Origin of the sequence: Spirosoma profusum (assembly GCF_014699005.1) — a bacterium.
In the GTDB taxonomy this organism is placed as follows: Bacteria; Bacteroidota; Bacteroidia; order Cytophagales; family Spirosomataceae; genus Spirosoma; species Spirosoma profusum.
Map to the genome: position 1 here is coordinate 302,188 of NZ_JACWZY010000006.1, position 19,405 is coordinate 321,592.

General features: G+C 47.3%; 12 protein-coding genes. 3 read left to right on the plus strand and 9 right to left on the minus strand.

Annotation, left to right across the window (positions count from 1 at the left end; genetic code table 11):
* Window positions 1-56: 56 nt before the first annotated feature.
* The 5 genes from IC229_RS10160 to IC229_RS10180 form a co-directional block, all read right to left on the minus strand.
* Window positions 57-566 carry a hypothetical protein gene (locus IC229_RS10160; protein ID WP_190886849.1) on the minus strand — a complete coding sequence of 170 codons (510 nt, stop codon included), beginning with the start codon at window positions 564-566 and terminating at the stop codon, window positions 57-59.
* Window positions 567-598: 32 nt separating this feature from the next.
* The gene (locus IC229_RS10165; protein ID WP_190886850.1) at window positions 599-2,062 is read right to left on the minus strand and encodes a SusD/RagB family nutrient-binding outer membrane lipoprotein; all 1,464 of its coding nucleotides are present in this window, start codon (window positions 2,060-2,062) and stop codon (window positions 599-601) included.
* Window positions 2,063-2,088: 26 nt separating this feature from the next.
* The gene (locus IC229_RS10170) at window positions 2,089-5,250 is read right to left on the minus strand and encodes a SusC/RagA family TonB-linked outer membrane protein (protein WP_190886851.1); all 3,162 of its coding nucleotides are present in this window, start codon (window positions 5,248-5,250) and stop codon (window positions 2,089-2,091) included.
* A 600-nt stretch (window positions 5,251-5,850) separates the two neighbouring features.
* Window positions 5,851-7,416 carry a DUF1501 domain-containing protein gene (locus tag IC229_RS10175; RefSeq protein ID WP_190886852.1) on the minus strand — a complete coding sequence of 522 codons (1,566 nt, stop codon included), beginning with the start codon at window positions 7,414-7,416 and terminating at the stop codon, window positions 5,851-5,853.
* A gap of 114 nt (window positions 7,417-7,530) precedes the next feature.
* The gene (locus IC229_RS10180) at window positions 7,531-9,042 is read right to left on the minus strand and encodes a DUF1800 domain-containing protein (protein ID WP_223833938.1); all 1,512 of its coding nucleotides are present in this window, start codon (window positions 9,040-9,042) and stop codon (window positions 7,531-7,533) included.
* Window positions 9,043-9,604: 562 nt separating this feature from the next.
* Between IC229_RS10180 and IC229_RS10185 the strand changes: the two genes are divergently transcribed.
* The 3 genes from IC229_RS10185 (at window position 9,605) to IC229_RS36065 (ending at window position 11,323) form a co-directional block, all read left to right on the plus strand.
* Window positions 9,605-10,588 (plus strand): glycoside hydrolase family 43 protein, encoded by a 984-nt coding sequence (locus IC229_RS10185; protein ID WP_190886854.1) that lies wholly within the window; start codon window positions 9,605-9,607, stop codon window positions 10,586-10,588.
* A gap of 390 nt (window positions 10,589-10,978) precedes the next feature.
* Complete coding sequence (locus IC229_RS35285; protein ID WP_394355931.1) at window positions 10,979-11,056, plus strand: hypothetical protein; 78 nt, start codon at window positions 10,979-10,981, stop codon at window positions 11,054-11,056.
* 213 nt (window positions 11,057-11,269) lie between these two features.
* Entirely contained in the window at window positions 11,270-11,323 is a 54-nt protein-coding gene (locus IC229_RS36065; protein ID WP_394355932.1) for a hypothetical protein, read from the plus strand.
* 442 nt (window positions 11,324-11,765) lie between these two features.
* On the opposite strand, the gene IC229_RS10195 is transcribed toward IC229_RS36065, so the two are convergent.
* The 4 genes from IC229_RS10195 to IC229_RS10210 all read right to left on the minus strand — a co-directional run.
* Window positions 11,766-13,397, minus strand: coding sequence for a hypothetical protein (locus tag IC229_RS10195; RefSeq protein ID WP_190886855.1), 1,632 nt, complete (start codon window positions 13,395-13,397; stop codon window positions 11,766-11,768).
* 204 nt (window positions 13,398-13,601) lie between these two features.
* Window positions 13,602-15,371: an L-lactate permease gene (locus IC229_RS10200; RefSeq protein WP_190886856.1), complete on the minus strand. Its 1,770-nt coding sequence runs from the start codon at window positions 15,369-15,371 to the stop codon at window positions 13,602-13,604.
* Between the two features lie 203 nt (window positions 15,372-15,574).
* Window positions 15,575-17,869, minus strand: a complete 2,295-nt coding sequence (locus IC229_RS10205; protein ID WP_190886857.1) for a GH92 family glycosyl hydrolase — start codon at window positions 17,867-17,869, stop codon at window positions 15,575-15,577.
* A gap of 12 nt (window positions 17,870-17,881) precedes the next feature.
* A partial coding sequence (locus IC229_RS10210; RefSeq protein WP_190886858.1) for a glycoside hydrolase family 92 protein occupies window positions 17,882-19,405 on the minus strand: 1,524 nt, incomplete at its 5' end.

The window sequence follows — 19,405 nt, forward strand, 5'->3', positions numbered from 1 at the left end:
ATCAAAAAGCCTTCCAAGAATTTGGAAGGCTTTTTGATTTTACTGAATTAGATAACTTACGGAATTACCCGTACCCGCACTTGTTGCGTAACAATCTGCGAATTATCGTCCAGTGTTACCAGGAAAATGTAGGCAATTTCGCGCGGAACTGTTGGCGTGCCTGGCGCTACAGAAACCCCCGGAAATTTAGTTTTGAAGTCATTCAGCGTCGTTTGGAACACTGCCGTAGTACCTGATCCCGCAATAGGAGCCGCATTGATAACAGCAGCTGCGGTGTTAAGTGAAGCAGCGTTAATCGCGGTTCCACCACCGGCTACTTTCGTAATCTCCTTGATAGTACGACCAGTGCTGCTTGGAATCTCGAGCGTAAACTTAATGGCCCCTGCACCAGCAGCCGATACTTCAATAAATGGGTTACCCCCCCAGGTCGTTGCGCCGGGGAACATAACGGGAACGGCGGGCTTGTTATCACGTACCAGCGGGCCATATTCCAAATCATCTTTGCAGGCAAAGGCGGTTATCGCCAGGAGTGCCAGAAAAAGTCCTTTTATGATGTTCTGTTTCATGTTGATTTCTTTGTTAAACGGGCTGACCAGATTTAGTCAACATCCCACCACAATTTGACATTTGTCTGAGGAGCCGGATTTGGGAAATTCGGATTCCGTTCCAATTCCTGCGATACGTATAAGCCACGTACAGGGCGAGTTCCGTCGAAACCCACAGCATTTTGTGAATTTTGCAGTACAGGATAGCCTGTCCGACGATAATCGTTCCAGAGTTCGATGCCATTACCCGTAAACGCGATGTATTTCTGCGTGATGATCTGCTCTAGTTTCTGAGCGTTGGTACCCGTCAACGTAGCAACTTTAGGATTAGCCGCCAGATAGGTATCAATCTGAGCAGCAGTCAGACCAGCGAGCGTCATCGAAGCCCGAATACCTTCGGTATATAGCGCTTGTGGATCACCCGCCGTACCCAGAATCAGTGCTGATTCGGCAAGAATGAAAGCACGTTGGAAGTTGGTCAGCAAGCGAACAGGACCTTCACCATTGGCCCCTGTAACGTAGCTATTATAACGCGACCAGGTAGTAACCGGTGAAGGCCGGGCACCCGTCTGACCATTGTCCCAGGTTACGTAGTTTGTGGCTGGCTTCGTGAAGAAGATCGGTAAACGAGGATCGTTCAGGCCCTGCAACAGAGTTAGGTACCGGGTGCTCATGATCAGGTCATCTTTAAACGAACTGATGTTCGTGTATTCGTAACGAGGGTCACGGCTGCCGACACTGGCGCCAAACGTAACGTTCAGGTCATCGGCGTTCGTTTTGATATAATCGCCAGCTGTAATCACCTGATCGATAACCGACTTAGCCAGTGCAGGCTCTTTGCGGCTAATCGTATTAGCCAGTTTGAGCAACAACGTATTACCAGCCCGGCGCCATTTAGCTAAATCACCTTTATAAATAGCGTCATCGTTACCAGGCTTCGTCGCCGACGTAGCGCTCAGGTCAGCAATACCTTCGCGAACCAGATCGAACAGGCTTTGAATGCCCGCCGTTTGATTGCCTTTGTAGATATCCTCCTGTTTATCCAGCCGTGGTTGCAGAATGGCTTCGCCTTGTAGCGCCTGTGAGTAAGGAATATCACCCCATACGTCAGTGGTGAGCGCATACGTATACGCCTTCATAATTTTGGCAACACCGCTATAAGCCTTTGAACCCGATGCATCGGCCTGTTTGATAACCTGCTGGTAATTTACCAGCGCCCCGTCGTAAAGCTCAAAGCGCCACTGGTTACCAAAGTCAGCACCTGAATGAACGTATACATCATAATTTTGCGGGCTGTTGGCAGCACCCGCCAGTTGCTGGGTCAGCGTCGAAGCGAAACGATTCAACTCGTTGGCATTGGCGAATGCGGTACCAAATTCTGCCCCTGGTAACAACACCGTGTTCGGAACGGCAGTTGGGTTATTAGGGGTTACGTTGACATCAAGAAACTTACTGCATGCGCCCATCCCTAATAGAAAGGGCAGCAGCAAAGCAGATTTTCGAAATATGTTTGTCATGGATGAAATCGAATTAAAACTTGTCATTAGAAAGTAAGCCGGACGTTAACACCGAAGTTGCGCGTGTTCGGCGGACCGTTCAGGTCAAGACCCTGGATGTTACCAGCTCCTTGTGTGTTTACTTCTGGATCAGCAAAATAACCTGGTGCGTAGAAGAACAGGTTACGTCCGCTGACACCTACCGAAATAGCACCGAATGGCGTTTTATTCAGCAGATTTTTTGGTAAGGCGTAACTTAGTGCCACTTCACGCAGCCGGTAGTTGGTCGCATCGAATACAGATCCTTCCCCTGCCAGACCACCCAGTCCTGCCCAGTACGCCTGAGCCGACAATTGAATGTTGTTTGGCCGATAACCCGTTACTTTTCCATCAGCAGCCGTGATTGGAATAACCCCTGGCAAAATACGTGGTTGATCACGATCAATTCCTGTTACGTAAATTGAACCACCGTTCCGATAATCGGCTGCTGCGAATGAAAAGAGCTGACCACCCTGACGAATATCTACTAATGCAGATAAGGTCAGACCTTTAAACGAAAACGAGTTGTTGATACCCAGCATGTAATCTGGATTCGGATTGGAAACGGCCTGACCAGCTATACCAGTCGCAAATTGGCCGGTAGTTGGGTTGATGACAATTTGACCGGTAAACTGGCCAGTTGCATCGTAGTTAGCCGCGTTTGGATCGGTGCTTTGTACGCGTGGATTGGCTGTACTAACAATCAGACCGTAGGGTTGACCAGCTACGATAGATGGCGTAATACCCGTAAAACCATTACCATTAATACCCGATTGCAATACACCCGGAGCAATCGAAACAACTTTGTTACGGATGCGGGTGAAGTTGGCAGTAATATCCCATTTGAAACCACCTGCCCGAACGGGTGTTCCAGATAGAACAAGTTCGATACCACGGTTTTGCAATTCACCTACGTTGGTAGTACGAGTATCAAAACCGGTCGAGTTTGGAATCGATACGTCGAAGATTTGATCGGTCGATCTGGTGAAAAAGTAAGCCGCATCCAGACTAATTCGATTATTGAAAAAGCCCAGATTCACACCCACTTCAGTAGACGTAGTAAACTCTGGTTTAAGGGTATTATTGCCAATTCGACGGCTAAGACCGAAACCTGCCAAAGGAGTACCAAGGGCTAACGGGAACGTGATGCTAGCTAAATTGTTACCATAAGTAGTCTTAATGTAGGTCGAATTGAGCAAATACGGATCGGCATCACGACCTACACGGGCCATACTGGCACGGACTTTCGCGTACGACAGAACACTCGACTGAATTTTAAAGGCATCAGTCGGCACGAAGCTAATAGCAGCCGATGGGTAAAAATAGGTGTTGCTACTAGTTGGTAAAGTCGACGATTGGTCTGCCCGCCCCGACAACTCCAGAAACAAATAGTTGTTGTAATCAAACGAGGCCTGTGCATAATACCCAACCAGCCGACGTAGCGTGCTGGTTTCACCACTGCTCGTGAAAACGGAACCGTTACTGGGGTTCAGGAAGCCTGGAATAGTCAACTGCTCAGCAACAACGAACGGGTTTTGCGTTCTCCGCTGGTTGATATTGTTGCCTAACAACAGGTTAGCTCCCAAACCTTCGAGGAAGAATTTGTTTGTCTTCGCTGTGATGAGCAGGTCACCATTCAACTCAGACCGGAAGAAGTTATCCTGCGTAACCGAGCCTTGTGGCGCACGAGCCGCACCAATGTTCTCAACGGCTTTCCGGCGGTCGGTATACGTATCACCTGTTACGCGGTACGATACGCTCAACCATTTGGTGATGTCATACCCTAGCGTAAAGTTTCCGAAGAAGCGGTCTACCTGACTATCCAGTGTTGAATTACGGATAGCCCAGTTTGGGTTAGCAGCTGTAGTCAGGAAATAAATGCTTTGTCCGTTCGCATCCTGATAAGGCTCGCCAGCCAGGTCGTAGCTACGTGGAATCCGGGTAATTTGTCCGAATGCGCTACCACCATTACCAATAATCGAACCCGCCTGTACTGTTTGAACATACGTACCGGTAGCTGAAATCTTCAGGCCATTGTTCAGGCGGCTTTCACCACCGATCTGCACGTTTGTACGGTTAAATTTCGACAAATCAGTGATGCCCTTCTGGGTCGAGTTACCGATGGCAATGCTGAAATTCCGGTTAACATCACCACCCGCAATATTGACGGCGTTTTGGAAAATGCTGCCTTGCTTATAAAAATCCTGAACATTGTTCGGATAAGCCTGATATGGACGAGCCTGACCCTGTAGGTTCGTCACCGAGGTTGGGCCGCCAGCAAAAGCGGGGCCCCAGGAAGTTGTAACATTGTTCACAAACAGGTTGTTCGTGCCCTGGCCGTACTCGTTCTGGAATTTCGGCAGTCCATATACATTCTGTACGTTATACGACGACGTAACGGTTACTTCAGTTTTGTTGTTCTGGTTGCGCCCTGTCTTAGTCGTAATGATGATAGCACCAGCCGACGCCCGTGAACCATAAAGTACAGCCGCTGCAGGTCCTTTCAAAATGTTGACCGACTCAATCGTTTCTGGGTTAATATCAGCCAGACGGTTCGATGACTGTGCCTGGAATAACGTATTACCCGTTACGTTCACATCGTTGCCAAAGATAATCCCATCGACTACGATGAGCGGCTGGTTCGAGCCGTTGAACGACGTAATACCACGGATGTTGATGTTTGTCGACGCACCAGGAGCGCCACTTTGGCCACTGATGTTTACCCCGGCTACCTTACCCTGCAGAGCATTCAGCAGGTTAGGTTCCGATTTCTGTGCCAGCATCGAGCTGCCTACTTCCTGAGTTGAATAGCCAAGTGAGCGCTTATCACGCTCAATGCCTTGTGCTGTCACAACAATTTCATCGAGGCTTTGTGTACCACTAGCGAGCTTTACATTAATCGTTGTCTCGTTACCAACGGGAATTTCCTGACTTGCAAAGCCGATATAACTGAATACTAATCGGCTGGCAGCTGGCACCGAGATCTGGTAGTTACCATTTGCATCGGTGGTTGTGCCACGAGTTGTTCCTTTTACCTGGATGCTCACACCTGGTAGGGTAGAGCCATCATCTGATGAAGTGATCTGGCCTTTTACAGCAACTTCCTGCGCCAGTACTGGCAAGCAGAATAGCAGCGAAAGCAGCCAGCTTCCCAATAGAATTTTTCGCATTTGTGAGTAGAGATTAAATTGACATTAAAATTTAAAACGAAAATGGGTAACAAAGATAATGATTGCAATTGGAACTGTTTATGTCTAAACAGGTTAAACGCATTAAAATAAATTTACCTTCTCATTTAAATCGTCCCGGAATAAGCCCTAAACCTCATTCATAGACGATTCAAAAGCTCGAATCGATCCCGGAAAAGCACAATTTTCCTATTTCTTGTCATCCTGCCAGCGCTGGCCATGAATGGACGATCAGGACTGCGTTGGATGGTTACATAAGCAATAATCAAATTGAATCGTCGATGGTTCCGGTTGAACGTGTCATAATGGTCTAGAAACGGTATGCATAATCCACCATTTTTTTGAGAGTATAGCAAACCCATTCCCATAAAGACACATGTTAGTGACAAAACGATGCATGACAGACCAAAAAAAATTTCATTTGCAGATTAAAGCCTATGCCGCTAATTAGTTTCAATGAAAAATTTCGCATCATTATGAACGTAACACCCCACATTTACTGACCAAGACATGTCAGTAGATGCGGGGTGTTACGTTCCCAGAAAGGTAAAATGTATACTAAAAGCTTATGATATACGTAGCTCACCGGGCGATCATCACTCGTTTGCTGAGTAAACCCTGGGGCGTTTCGACCCGCAAAATGTAGTTTCCCATCGGCAGATGGCCTACATTTACCCGAACCGACGTAGCAGTTGACCGCGACGTAGTGACCGACATAAATCGTCCCTGCATATCGGCCATTTCCAACGTAGCAATACCCTGACCAAGCAGGCTGGATTCGAGCGTCAACTCGGAAGAAGCCGGATTTGGGTAAAGTCGTAGCTCTGATGCAACAGGTTCAGTATCCGTAACAGTTTGCCGAAATACGGGGGCTACGGAAAAATCCTTGAAGAGTGCAGCCGCTTCCGTTGTGTCGTCGGTGCCGAACCAGTCGGTCAGGATAGCCGAATACACTTGGCGAAAATCGGTCTGCATTTTTAGATTATTATTATCCAAATCGCTCAGATTGGGGTTCTTACCCACAATTGGCGTCTTAATCGCTGACCCAAACAGAAACATCGGGGCCGATGTACCATGATCAGTTCCAAAGCTGCCGTTGGAAATAGCCCGGCGGCCAAATTCGGAGAATGTCATACCCACAACCCGGTCTTCCACTTTCAACTGCGCCAAATCCGTCTGGAAAGAAAGAATGGCGTCCGAAAGCGTTTTCAGCAACGTAGCATGCGTACCTGTAGACGTATCAGTTGTGACCACCTGCGTTGCGTGCGTATCGAAACCGCCCATTGTCAGGTAATACACTTTCGTTTGCATACCACCACTGATGAGCCGGGCAACGATTTTAAGCTGAGCGGCCAACGTATTCGAGGCAGGATACGTTGCCAGATTTTTTCCCTTGGTGGCTGCCGTTTTAATTTGCCCGGCATAACTCACCGAACTGGCCTGCTGCTGCCGGATAAACTCCACCTGTTTCCCCACGTAGCCCGTGAGCGTAGTGGCTGGAGCATTGGGTTTATCGCCGACGAGCCGGGCGAACGTATCAGGGTCCTGCAAAACGATAGCCATCGAATCGGTCGGACTGAGCAACGTAGTAGCTGTTACGTAGCCAATCTGGATGGCTGGCGGATCGGGCATTTGCGCCGTCGGGTATTTATCCGGAAATTCTGGGAAACGTTTGTCCAGATAGCGCCCTGCCCAACCCGAAAACGCCGTCTGGCTCGAATCGACCGCCGTCATCCAGATGTCACTGGCCCGGAAGTGCGAAAAATTGGGTGTTGGGTACGATACTCCCTGTACAATACTTAGTTTACCCTCATTGAAAAGCTGTTGCATACCCGTCATAGCCGGGTGCAGACCAGTAGCTGCATAATTTTTGAGCTTGAGCGCTTTCGTTTCCGAAATAGCAATGTTTTTTCGAAAATTTGCTCCAGTGTACACACTCATCTGATCGAGCGGAATCACCGTGTTCAGGCCATCATTGCCGCCCTGCAACTGAATGATTACCAGCACACGGTCGCTCTGGTCGGCGAGATTTATTAGCGATTGAACAAACGACGACTGACGAGCAAAGGCTTTCGCCCCAAAGCCATCAATCAGAACCGGCAACGCCAGCGACGAAGCTGCTAATTGGATAAAATTACGACGCTTCATGGGAATAAAGAGTTAAAGAGCGAATGAGTGATTGAGCGAATGAGCGAAAGAGTGAATCTGGCGGATAGTGCTTTGCCGGTGGCTCGCTCTTTCGCTCATTCACTCTTTCGCTCTTTAACTCACCTGATACTCGGCCATTCGGAAAATGTATTGAATGAATGCAGTCAGCTTCATCTGTACGGCCTGACGCTTGGCGGAATCATTTGGTGCCTTTATATAATCGTTCCATTCAATAATCCACTCGTAACGCGGAATGGAACTGAGCAGCACAGTATCGATCAGAAAATCTTTCTGCGACTGGTCGAGCGGGATACCCAGCAACTGAGTTACTGCCTCATTCACTAGCTTGGTAGGGTCGGTGGGATCGGAAAGCGTTTTGGCGTAAGCCAGTACGTCTACCGTTAGTTTACCGTTCAGTTTCAGAGCGTTCGTGGTGAGGGCGTCGGCAAAAAAACCGCGAAGTCCCAACGTAGTGGAATTGATCCACTGCTGATAATAATCGTTCAGGTAGTAAGCCGTCCAGCCGAAAACTGTGGGCGGATTCAGGAGATCTTGCTGCTGCTCCTTCGCGCGGCTGTATAGATAATTACCGATCTGATAATAAGCGGTCAGATTGGTCGTACTCTGAGCTGGGTCGGGTGCCTGAAGGCCCCAGAAGCGGAACGTACCAATTACTAAATCCATTGGTGATTTGATTACAGCTCCACGAACAGTCTCGTCGAAAAAATGCTGACTCTGCAAAAGCGCCGACATGACGGGCTTCAACTCAAAATTGCTCTGGCGGAACAAATTGGCCAGTGGCTGAATAAAATTCGTTTCGATAGTCTCCGGAATATCATAGTTGACAAACCAGCGATACAGTTCCCGACAGATGTAACGGGGTGTTTCGGGGTTGGCCAGCAATATATCGACCAGATCGGTCAACTCAGCCAGGCCCGCGTCGGCGCCGGTACGTCCTTTGATGGTCGCATTTTTGTAAGCTGCCGAAAACTTCTTATCGGTCGTATCATGCCGATTGGCGCGGAACGTACTACCGATGGCTGCGTTGGTGGTATCACGGTAACCTGTATCAGCCCAGCCCGTCAACACTTTGGCCGCTTCCCGGATATCGGTTTCGGTATAGCCGCCGTCACGTCCTGTCGTAAAAAGCTCCTGAAGTTCACGGGCGTAGTTCTCATTGGCTGTTCCCACTACGTTCTGATTGCCGTTCAGGAACCGAAGCATGGCTGGGTCCTGCGTCATGGCAATCGTAAAGATTTTGAAACTCCCCAGCGCGTGCTGACGTAGCAAGGCATTATATCGATACATAAACCGGTAATCGTTCACCGTGGCATCGTTCGTAACAAAATGATTCGACCAGAACAAGGTCATCTTTTCAAGCAGCGATACCGGCTGATTCAGCATGACGTTGCTCCACCAGTATTTAACGTACAGATTCAGCTTGCCAGCGTTGGTGCTGTCGAACGGCAAGTCGTGAAACGTTTTGCTGGTGGCGAGGTCGAGGGGAGGAGTGGGAACGGGTTGATCGGCGAGGAGTTTCGCTACAACTTGGGCTGCCGTTTGTCCTGCAAATGCTTTCCCCTGGTCGGGGGTAGGGCCGAACGTAGCGCGTCGAAGCAAGTACATGACTTGCTCGGACGTTAGAGGTTTTGTATACGCATCGAGTAAAGCCACAACATAAGCGATTAAATACGTTCAGATAAAGTGATTTAATATCGACATAAAACCGCAAAAAACGTTTAAGTTGTACGTTTTAATTAACAGATTTTTAATGATTAATAAATAAAAAGATTAGCTGTGTAGATAAATGGCTAGAGTAAATATACTTAATCCAGTATTAATTTATATCGGAAAAATAACTAGCAAAAATACTTATAGTAACTTATTGACTTGGCAACCCATCATTGATACGTTACTATTTACTACATAAAGTTTATTACTGTTTTCATGATTTCAGTACTTTTACTACAATCATGATCTGTATAAACCAGAAGATGATCAGATTTATAGGCATTAGCATCTCGACGAGAATTAACAGATACACGAATGCATTTTCTGAAAGTACCAACAGAACTTTTGGTTTGTACTGTAAAACGGGATCACCGTGGCGCGGCAAGAAAGTAGTTAGTATGAGTTGGCATATAGTGAATGTACAGCTTCGTTTAACAATTAATAACAACCCGAAAAAATGAAATCAATTCTTATTTATCCTATCCTTTTATTCTCTGTACTGCAAGCATCAGCACAGGCAAAGCAGGAGATTTTTTTTGCCGATGTAACCATATATGTTGAGGGAGGCAAGTACTACCTTACCGGGTCAAAAGGTGGGAGGGGCGGGCCGCAGGGATTTGCCTTTTTAGAATCAAAAGACCTGAAAACATGGGCAGTGCCTGCTACCTCAAAGGACTCGCTGGGTATGATTCTTACCAAAGACGACCACACCTTCGGCACCAAGGGCTTCTGGGCACCACAAATATTTAAAGAAAAGGACACTTATTATATTACCTATACGGCCGATGAACAAACCGTATTGGCCCAGTCAAAATCGTTATTTGGCCCATACAGGCAAAATGAGGTTAGGCCAATTGATGGGTCTGAGAAAAATATCGATTCCTATATTTTTAAGGATACCGATGGTAGATATTACCTCTACTGTGTACGTTTTAATAAAGGTAATTACCTGCATGTAGCCGAGTTTGACCTGAAAACCGGAAAGATAAAACCCGAAACTTTGAAACGATGTTTCGACCAAACAGAACCTTGGGAGGCAACGCCTAATTATAAATCAGCCCCCATTATGGAGGGCCCTACTGTTATAAAATTGAAGAATAAATATTACCTGTTTTATTCGGCCAACCATTTCCAGAACATCGACTATGCCATTGGCTATGCTGTGGCCGATTCGCCGTACGGGCCTTGGATAAAATATAAAAATAACCCTATCATTCATCGCTCTATCGTTGGCGAGAACGGATCAGGCCATGGTGACCTGTTCGAAGGGATAAACAAGCAATTGTATTATGTATACCACATTCACAACTCATCAGAGAAAGTAAGCCCACGCCGGACTCGCATAGTGCCGGTAGTAAAACAATGGGATGAAAAAGCCAATATTTATACATTTAGTGTAAAAGAGAAAGAGGTAATTGTACCTGTAATGGACGAAAAATAAGGAGCGTTTTCTGGAGAATTTTGTACAATGTTCACTCACTGAGCGGTTGGACATTACACTTTTGGAGCGTTTTTTATTTTGTTTACGTCTCATTACCATTAGAGTTGTTGCGATGGGCTAATGAGGGCCAATCTACTGTTATTCAGTAGCTAATAAACGATGTTGCCCCACTGTAAAAGATTTAAAAAGGTAAATTCAGCTGATTTTATAAGCTATGTTGATCTAAACAGCTTTTGGAGCCTTTGGTGCGGATTTTCAAACCTGCGGCATCAATCATAATTTTAGATAAGTCGCTGATAATCAGAGATGCAAAAAATCAATTATTACGATTAGAAATTCTTTCAAAATTTCACAACCAAGGATGGACTGCCTAATAATGAGATTGTTTGTATTTATGAAGATAAAGTAGGCAATATCTGGTTCGGTGCTAATGGAGGAGCAAGCCGTTACGATGGAAAATCGTTTTGAAATTATATGATTAACGGAGATTCTATTATTGAAAATAGTAGAGGAGTATCTTTTCCGGATTTTACCCGGCCCCCGCATGAAATCAATGCTATTATTGAAGACAAAACAGGCAAGTTTTGATTTGGCACCAGGGACAATACGTTCGTTTATGACGGTAAAGCATTTACCAATACAACTCATATCAGCCAACCTTTTACCAATGTTCGTTCGATAATCGAAGATAAAAAAGGCAATATTTGGACTAGTTCAGAAACTAAGCAGGGTTAGGTGCTTTCCCGTTATGAGGAAAAGACCTTGTCCCATAAAACGCCCACTCTGACCGAACTAAATCCAAGAGAAGGAAAGATGCTTTTTGGGATTTTAGAAGATGATAAAGGAAATATTTAGTTCGGCGCAGATGGTGCGTATCGTTATGATGAAAAAACTGTTACTGACTTTAAAAGGTAAAGAGGATCGGAAATGATGTGTATTGCTGACGCGAGGGGCATCGACAGGCTCAGCCTGACAGTCCACTTAAAGTCCTTGAACCGAGCTGGCTTGCCAGGCTGAGCCTGTCGATGCCCCTCGCGTCAGCAATGTACTTTATACGGATCAGTTAAATTCCTCATTAGCCCATGATTCACGTTAATTTGTACGCAGTAATACGTTAGCCTGTCCTGATGATCCAGAACGTAGTGAATGCGCTATTAAGCAATGTATTACGTTACGTTTATTCCGAACCGATGGTTTTCGATTTAGCTGGAGTCGGCTGGGCGATAAATTCGATGAAGTCTACTTTGGCTGTTTCGCTACCGTTTGCAATACCCGTAATTTCAATCGCGTCGCCCGTATTGATTTTAACATTAGGAATCATTTTTCTACGCCAGCAGTTAACATCCTCCGTCAGTTTCCAGGCCGCTTTCTGTTTGCCCCCAACAGATAAAGCCAGGTTTCCCTGACCGTTTTTCTCATCGGCGTATGAAACTACTACGTTGTACGTACCAGATGGATTCTTAAAAATAGACTTTGCTGTTCCCTTATCAGTTGTCTGTACGCACTTTTCAATCAGGAACTTGTCGGCCGAGTATCCGGTCAGCGTCATGTCCTCAACCTCCATTCCCATAACGGGTTTGAAACCACTCACGCCCGCTTCGCTAAGGCCATTACGTACTGCCCGAAGGTTCGAATACGGCGATCCATCGTAATGTTTGATACCGATTCCTTTTGAGCCGTTTTCAACCGAAATTTTGATGCTGGATTTAATAATTTCCGGCGTAGTGAGTAAGCGCGTCGGTACGCCGGGAATAATCCGAATATTATCGCCCATGAAGTGCTTCGTAGTCAGAATACGGGATTTGCGATCCGATTTCTGATAGCCGTTCTGTTCCGTGTGTGTAGATAAATGAACCGAGTTGATATTATCTTTCAATTCTTCAAGCGTCAGGCCCGAGGTTCGGTCATTCAGGTCATTCAGGCGGAAATCAATGTTTGGGTTTTCTTTATGAATTCTGTCGGTAACCAGTTTGTAAATTTCTGTAGTACAGGCTTTTCTGAAATTGCGCCAGTTGGTCAGTTGAGGTTCTGCGTAGGGGTTGTCTTTCAGAACCGGAATCGCTTCTTCCATATTGAAACCCATCGCTTTTGCCTTATGCTTGCAGGATTCGCAGAAGCAGCTACCCCCTTTAACCGGATCGTCTGATCGGCTGAAAAGCAACATGCAGGTCTGAATGTAATCTACATCATAATGCTGAGCCAGATCACCGTATAACGTAACGAGGTATTCCCGAACATCCGAATTGTTCGTACACGGCCGATCAACGGGTTTGTTATTTATATCTCGTTGTTTATACTCCTCATGTTGGTTAAGATACTCCACCGGAATATACGTATGCGACACTTCTACACCCGCACGCAGTCCGCGAGCATGTGCTTTGTCGAGTACAATTTTTAACCAGTCCGTATCATTTAACCAGGATTCTTTCGACATAAGGGGCTTGATTTTGCCGTACATCTCCATATGTGGCTTAAAATATGCCCGTGAATCTTCAGCGTCCCATTGGGTTCGAACTGGGTTATGAATGAAGGTGAACGTGCCTGGCAAATTATCGTTGTTAAAAGGTCGATGTTCCTGGTGCATAACGGCAATCAGATAAACCGAATTGACCCCGGCAATACCGGTCATGTTGTCCAGAATAAGATCGATTCCTTCGTCATGCACTTCCCACGGATAAATGCTGCCGGTAACTTCAAAAGCCGGCGGTGGTACGTTCGAACGCTGGATCGGCTGCGCAGTCGCATTCACTACGTACAAACTGGTAAGACTTACCAGCAAGCATGCTTTTTTTAGATTGAACAAGTTCATGGCGTTTGAGTAAGTTGGGTTTAGGTAGTTTATATATAGAACCTATTTACGGTTTTTATCATGAGTCGTTTTTGTCATTCTAAGGGACGAAGAATCTTAATATTTCCTAATTCGAGAGTGAGGATACCTTATGATTCTTCGTTCCTCAGAATGACAAAAAAGGCTCTTTTTGCAACCTTAAACAGATTCATTTTCTGTTGATTATCAATTAACCAGTGATGGAGTCTGATCTTTCTTTTTTCCAATAAGCAGAATGGTCGCCAGCAGAGCGATTAGCAGAATCGCCAGACCGATCAGGTACGTATACCCGCGTGCTACGTCGGGGCCAGCCGTTATTTTAGCGCTACTGAGTTTTTCGTAGACGGGAATAAGCCATTGGAAAACGTAAGCCTGCGCCAACGTAATGAGGCAGATAACACTCAGCATAATGAAACTGTGCTTCACCGTAAAGCGAAACAGTTGCGATTCCTGACCCACCAGATCACCAGCCGCAGCTGCTACGGCTATGGACTGTGGAGAAATCATCTTCCCGACGACCCCGCCCGATACGTTGGCCGCAACGGTCACCACCGGATCGACGCCGATGGACTGAGCCGTCGCGTACTGCAATTTGCTGAACAAGGCATTGGCCGACGTATCGGAACCCGTAATAAACACACCTAACCAACCTAAAATAGGCGCGAAAAACGGGAACAGGATCCCTGTATTAGCCAATACGTCGGCCAATGTCAACGTAATGCCGGAGTCATTAACGATATACGCAAATCCGAGTACAGCAGCAATGGTCAGAATGGGGAAACGTAGTTGCTTTAACGTAGCGGCAAAAACGTTGCCGCCTTCGCGATACGTCAGCCCAACCATCGGAATGGATACTAAAGAGGCAATCAGTATCGCCGTTCCGGCCGCTGACAAATAATTGACCTTGAATATCTTCGGAAGTAGATTGCCGTCTGTTCCCTGAATGGCATTGTGTAGTCCCGGAAACTCGAACTGATATAATCCCAGCGAATTCAATACGTCCTTAATGGGTTGCATTCCCCACGCTATCACCATGATCGTCAGGGCAATAAACGGCGACCAGGCACGTAGCATCTGGCCTCCAGTGTATGATACGTCGGTATTGAACGTAGCAGCGGGTTCGTTCGCAAAGCGCCAGACGGCTTTTGGTTTCCAGAATCGAAGAAACACCATCAGAGAGATAATTGAACCGAGACCTGCAATGACGTCAGGTAGGGCCGGACCGATAAAATTGGATGAGAACCACTGGAAGAAGGCGAACGAAACCCCTGATACCAATACGGCTGGAAGCACCTCTTTGGCTTTATTAAAACCCGAAATGATGGTTACCAGATAAAATGGCAGGATGATCGATAGAATTGGAAGCGTCCGACCAACCATTTGAGAAATAGGCATTTCAGGAATCCCCGACACCTGCGATGCTACGGTTATCGGAATGCCAATCGACCCAAAAGCAACCGGAGCCGTATTGGCAATCAGACAGATACCCGATGCATATAATGGATTGAAGCCCAATCCAACCAACATGGCCGCCGTAATTGCAACCGGAGCGCCAAAACCTGCCGTTCCTTCCAGAAAGGACCCGAACGAAAACGCGATTAGTAACGCCTGCAACCGCCTGTCAGACGTAATGGATGCCATGAAATGCTTGATGATTTCGAACTGCCCACTTTTTACCGTCAGGTTGAACAGGAAGACGGACATGATCACCAGCCAGCAGATGGGAAATAGGCCGTATAGAGCGCCGTGGGCAATGGAAAGAACCGCCAGTTTTATGGGCATTCCGTAAACCAGAATGGCAATCAACGTAGCAATGGCTATGGCGATCAAACTGGCCTGATAGCCTTTCATCTTCCGTATAATCAGCGCCCAGAAAATAAATAAAATAGGCACAGCCGCAACCAGTACAGACAAAGCTATATTATTCAGCGGGTCAATGACCTGGATCCATTTCATATTCGGTTGCTTTAGTTATTTAGTGCTAAGAAAGGTTGCCACTACGTTGAACCTGTTTAAGGTTTTCTTCGATAGAATTTTTGTCATGCTGAGGAACGAAGCATCTTAAAGCGCCCTTACTAATTTGTTTGGAAATCTTAAGATGCTTCGTTCCTCAGCATGACAAACTGCTCATTTTCATCGAGTTTTTGAAGACTTGCCAGTTAGTTCTGCATCTCCCACTTTTTGTCGGTTTTCTCACCCATGTCCAGCACCAACGTACCACCCTGCATCAGTTCGTCGTGGGTAAAGGAAAGTGAGTTCAGCGGCTTGCCATTTAAGGTCGCCGATTGGATATACTTGTTGGTACGAGACGACTTGGGCGCTGAAATGGTGAAGGTTTTTCCGTTAGGCAGAGCAACGCTGACTTTGGTGAAAAAAGGACTGGTAATCGAATAGCGGGGAATGCCCGGCGTGGTCGGATAAAAGCCCATCGACGAGAAAACCACAAACGAGGACATCGACCCGCCGTCTTCGTCGCCCGGTACACCGAAAATGTTATCCTGAAACCATGTGTCTAGGATGAGTCGAGTATATTTCTGGGTTTTCCAGGGCGAGTTGGTGTAGTTGAACAGGTAGGGAATAAAGAAAGTGACCTGATTCCCCATTGAAAACTGCCCGATCATACCCGTTTGGTTTGGCCACATTTCCCAGAAAACAGGCTTGCTTTTTTCCATGCCCTCGCGGAAAAGCTGGTCCAGATTTTGCTCCATTTTTTCGGGGCCGCCCATTAAGTCGCGCAGTCCTTTCAGATCCTGCTGCGCGTTCCACATGTAGCTCCAGCCGTTGTTTTCATTGTAATAATCAAAACCGTTGTGGCCGCCATCGAACTTCGGGTCGATATCAATCCAGTTACCCTGCGCATCTTTGGGAATAAACATGTTGTATTTATCACTCCACAAATTCCGGTAGTTCTGGGCGCGCGGTGCGTATGTAGCATATACCTGCTCGTTACCAAGCTCTTTCGCCAGTTCGCTCAGTGCCCAGCTATCGTAGCAGTCGCCTAACGTAATGGCCACCGCCGAGCGTTTCTGACCGGGTTTCTGAGAGGCAAACGCATCTGTTTCTTTCTCGCCGGGACGTAGCGCCGGGTAATAGCCTTTCTTAACGTAGAAGTCTTCAAGATCACCTTTGGGTCCATTTCGAAAGGGGAGCATGGTGGCCTTTTCGGCGTTTTTAAGCATGCCTTCAAAAGCTGTTTTTACGTCGAAAGTGCGAATGCCTTTGCGATAGGCATCCAGAAACATGACCGATGATTTGAAGCCAAACATCCCCGGACGATCACCATACGGTTTGGGATACTCTGGCATCCAGCCGCTTTCCTTATACATCCGAACGTAGGACTCCAGCATGTCGGCATGACCAGCCGGATCGAGAATGCTACGTAGCGGATGCAAGGCCAGATAACTCCCCCAGGTGTAGTCTTCGTTATAGAAAGGCCGTTTGTCTTCGTGGACTTTTTTGTCGTAGCCACTGTAGTATTTCCCGCCTTCCGTCATATCGATCATACGGGCGTAACAACGATAAAGCGAGGTATAAAAACTGCGTTTCTGTGCTTCGGTGCCCCCTTCGACTTTAATCTTGCCGATGGTTTTCGCCCAAGTGGCTTGTGCTTTATCCTTTAATTGATCAAAGCTGACGCCGTTGAGTTCCTGCTCCAGATTCTTCTTGGCCTGTTCAGGGCTGATGAAGGAAATCCCATAGCGAAACTCAACCACTGGGCCATCTGACTCTGCATAGCTAGCAAAAGCCCGCTCGCCAGCTACTTTCTTGGGCTTCTCCTGCGTACCAGTTACGGTATATCGTCCCCAATCTTTTTCACTATCCTTCTTGCCGGTCTGTGGTTTGCCGGTGAAAACACCGTATAAATACGCCATGCCCTTCTGCTCATGAATGGCATCGTTGACAAACTCGGTGCCCACCACCGCATTGCCGTTCTGGAAATCGTACTTGCCGTTAGCGTAGTAGTGCGACAAAAGCAGATGCTTCTTCACTCCCGCCGGAAACGTAAAGCGGTAGATACCCGTCCGTGCCCCCGGCGTAAACTCGGTCAGGATGTTGTCGTCCGTCAGACGTACCGAATAGTACCAGGGGTGAACAATCTCGAAATCATGATCGTAGGTGAGTCGGCGATACCAGCCGGTGTCAGCCAGGGCTCCGGCGAATGGTTTGATAGCGAACACCATCTGGGGGGTGATGATGTTCTGGGAAAGCATGGGGAAGTCGGTGATCTGCATGTCGAGATGGTCCTGCCGTTTGGGGAACATGCGGACCATCTGGTTGGGCAGGTGAACGACGGGTCGATTGGTGTTGAGCAGTGGTGCTACGTTCCCAATCGTGGGGTCGATGTAATTCAGGTCGGGATTGCTGATTTTGCCATTTTGAGCCCAGGTTACCTGGGACAATAATGCAACAAAGAAAGCACTTAGGATAGACGTAGTAAGTCGATTCTTAAACATTGAGTTAGTCGTTTAATACGTTATTGTCCACTTTTTATCCGTTTTCTCGCCCATGTCCAGTACCAACGTACCGCCCTGCATCAATTCCTCATGTGTGAACGAAAGCGAGGTCAAGGGCTTGCCGTTTAAGGTTGCCGATTGGATAAACTTGTTGGTGCGTGAGGATTTGGGCGCTGAAATGGTGAAGGTCTTTCCGTTAGGCAAGGCAATGCTGACTTTAGTGAACAATGGACTGGTGATCGAATAGCGCGGAAGGCCGGGTGTGGTGGGGTAGAAACCCATTGCCGAGAAGACGGCGAACGAGCACATCGATCCGGCATCTTCGTCGCCGGGTACGCCAAAAATGGTATCCTGAAACCACGTATCTAGCAAGAGCCGCGTGTATTTCTGCGTTTTCCAGGGCGAGTTGGTGTAGTTGAATAGATAGGGGATAAAGAACGTAACCTGATTCCCCATCGCAAATTGACCAATCAGGCCCGTCTGGTCAGGGAATTTCTCCCAAAACACCGGCTTGGGTCGGTCGAGGCCCTCGCGGAAAAGCTGGTCTAAGTTCTGCTCTACCTTGTCGGGGCCTCCCATCAATTCCGTTAGTCCTTTGATGTCCTGCTGCACGTTCCAGCGATAATTCCAGCCATTATTTTCATTGTAATAGTCTAGTCCAGCATGCCCCCCGTCGAATTTGGGATCAATTTCAATCCAGTTGCCCTGGGCATCTTTGGGCATGAAAAAGCTGTTTTTGGCGTAGTACAGATTTTTGTAGTTCTGGGCGTAAGGCGCAAACTTTTTGGCAACACCCTGATTACCCAACTCTTTCGCCAGTTCGCTCAACGCCCAGCTATCGTAGCTGTTTCCTAACGTAATGGCCACCGCTGATCGCTTTTGGCCACGCTTAGCCGCCGTAAGCGAATCTGTTTCTTTCTCGCCGGGACGTAGCGCCGGGTAGTATCCTTTAGCGTAGTAAAAATCCTCAAGCGCACCCTTCGGACCGTTTCGGGATGGCAACATAGTGGCCTGCTCGGAGTTTTTCAACATGCCTTCCAGCGCGGTCTTCGTATCAAAATTTCGAATGCCTTTGCGATACGCGTCCAGAAACATCACCGACGATTTGAACCCAAACATCCCCGGCCGATCTCCGTAGGGTTTAGGGTACTCTGGCATCCAGCCACTCTCTTTGTACATCCGAACGTACGACTCCAGCATATCAGCTTCTCGCTCAGGGTCCAGAATGATACGTAGAGGATGCAGGGCTAGATAGTTGCCCCAGGTATAGTCGTCGCTGTAAAAGGGTCGGGTATCGGTATGAACTTTCTTGTCATAGCCGCTATAGTATTTTCCATCTTCCGAGATGTCAACCATGCGGGCATAGCAGCGGTACAGCGAGGTATAAAAACTGCGTTTCTGTGCTTCGGTGCCCCCTTCGACTTTAATCTTGCCGATGGTTTTGGCCCAAGTGGCCTGCGCTTTATCCTTTAATTGATCAAAGCTGACGCCGTTGAGTTCCTGCTCCAGATTCTTCTTGGCCTGTTCAGGGCTGAT